Origin of the sequence: Burkholderia sp. LMG 13014, from assembly GCF_905232215.1 — a bacterium.
In the GTDB taxonomy this organism is placed as follows: Bacteria; Pseudomonadota; Gammaproteobacteria; order Burkholderiales; family Burkholderiaceae; genus Burkholderia.
Window position 1 is genome coordinate 1 of the sequence record NZ_CAJNKE010000826.1, and the last position, 2,064, is coordinate 2,064.

Sequence of the window (2,064 nt, forward strand, 5' to 3'; positions counted from 1 at the left end):
GACCGCGGGATCGGCCGCGTCGTGCGCGTCGATCGTCAAGTTCACGCCGCGCTGCCGCGCGCGTGGCTCGATATCGTCGACGAGCTGGTCGAGCATCGGCCGCAGCGCGACCGGTTCGCGCACCGACAGGCGCTGCTTCTGCTCGACTTCGGCGAGCGCGAGCAGCTTGCGGATCATCTGTTCGAGGCGGCCGGCCTGGCGGCGGATGTTCTCGGTGAAGCGCCGGCGGTTCGCCACCGGCATGTCCTCCTGCAGCAGTTCGGCCGCGCCGCTGATCGCCGCCAGCGGGCTCTTCATCTCGTGCGTGAGCGTGTGGATGTAGGTCTCGACGTACTGCCGGTCTTCCAGCCGCTGATGCATGCTTTCCACCGCGCGCCCGAGCTCGGCCAGTTCGCTCGCGCCCTGCAGCGGCATGTCGGCCCGCTCGCCCGCCGCGATCGCGCGCGCATAGCGCTGCAGGCGCCGCAGCCCGACCACCAGCCACCACGTGCAGGCCACGCCGATCAGGATCGCGCCGCCCATCAGCAGCGCGCCGTACAGCATGATCTTGCGCTGGCTGCGCGCGATGAACGGCGCGACCGTCTGGTTCGGCTTCGCGATCGTCAACACGCCGATGATCTCGTTGCCGCGCCGGATCGGCGCCGCCACGTGCATCACGGTGCTGCTGTCGTCGTTCGGATCGCTGCGCGTGCTGCGCGCGCCGTACTCGCCGCGCAGCGTCCGGTACACGTCGTTCCAGCGCGAATAGTCCTGCCCGATCGCCTTTCCGGACGAGTCGTAGCGCACGATGCCGTGCGCGTCGGTGATGTAAAGACGGTAGCCGATCGCGGTCTTTTGCACGCCCCATACATTCGCGCTGACCGGGCTTTCGTGCAGTTTCGAGAGCTGCCGCGCGAACGCACCGTCGGCGATGTGGCCGTTCGCCATGTCGTCGGCGGCCAGCGTCGCGAGCACTTGCGCGGTATCGACGAGCGTGTCCTCCATCGCCTCGCGCACGCCGGGCTTCACCTCCTGCACGAATACCCGCAGCGTGATCAGCGCGGCCAGGCCGACGATCAGGAAAAAGCCGAAGAAGATGCGCAGGCCGATATGCATGGGCGGTGCCGGTCGTTACGGTTGCAGCGAATAACCCATCCCGCGATGCGTGCGGATCGGGTCGCGCTCGGGGTCGATCGCGCGCAGCTTGGCACGCAGCGTCTTGATGTGCGTGTCGACCGTGCGGTCGGCCGAATCGAATGCCTCGTGCCACACGAGATCCATCAACTGCTCGCGCGAATAGATGCGCCCGGGATGCCGGACGAGCAACGCCAGCAGGCCAAATTCGTAGCGCGTGAGGTCCAGCGCGTGGCCGAGCCACGACACGCGCGCGCCGTCGGTATCGAGCGTGAAGCCCGGTGCGATGGTCGCGGTCGGCACGGGCGCGGGCGTCGCTTCGGGTGTGGCCGTCCGGTAGAAACGCCGCAGGATCACGCGCACCCGCGCCGCCAGTTCGCGCGGCGAGAACGGCTTGACCACGTAATCGTCGGCGCCGATTTCGAGCCCGACGATCCGGTCGATTTCATCGTGCCGCGCGGTGAGGAAGATCACCGGCACGTCGGAAAACGTGCGCAGCCGCCGGCATACTTCGAAGCCGCTGAGATCCGGCAGCCCGACGTCGAGCACCACGAGATCGAAGCGCGTGTCGCGCAGATGGTCGAGCGCCGCCTGCCCGAGCGTGCAGTGGACGGTCTGCATGCCGTCGGTGCCGAGGGCGTAGACGATCGTGTCCGCGATCGCCACTTCATCTTCGACGATCAGGATATTGGGCTGATGCATGGTCTCTGGCTGGGCTCGCGCAATCCGGTGCGACATTGTACGCACGGCCGGCCGCGGCGCGAGCCCCTGCCCTTGCCCCCGCCGCGCTACGCCACGCGGCCGGTCACCGGAATCGACGCGCCGGTGATCGCTTGCGCATCGGTCGACAGCAGGAAGCCGATCGTCGCCGCGATCTGCTCGGGCCGCACCCAGCGCGTGAAATCCGCGTCCGGCATGTCCGCGCGGTTCGGCGGCGTATCGATGATGCTC

Annotated in this window: 2 protein-coding genes and 1 pseudogene; all 3 read right to left on the minus strand. The window is 68.3% G+C overall.

Annotated features, from left to right (window positions below; genetic code table 11):
* Nucleotides 1-1,095, minus strand: a 1,095-nt coding sequence (creC, locus tag JYJ84_RS35045; RefSeq protein ID WP_205190160.1) for a two-component system sensor histidine kinase CreC, incomplete at its 3' end; no start/stop codon positions are given.
* Nucleotides 1,096-1,110: 15 nt separating this feature from the next.
* Nucleotides 1,111-1,815 carry a two-component system response regulator CreB gene (gene creB, locus JYJ84_RS35050; protein WP_175220231.1) on the minus strand — a complete coding sequence of 235 codons (705 nt, stop codon included), beginning with the start codon at nt 1,813-1,815 and terminating at the stop codon, nt 1,111-1,113.
* Nucleotides 1,816-1,901: 86 nt separating this feature from the next.
* Nucleotides 1,902-2,064: pseudogene (locus tag JYJ84_RS38110) on the minus strand (NAD-dependent oxidoreductase); the annotation flags it as partial.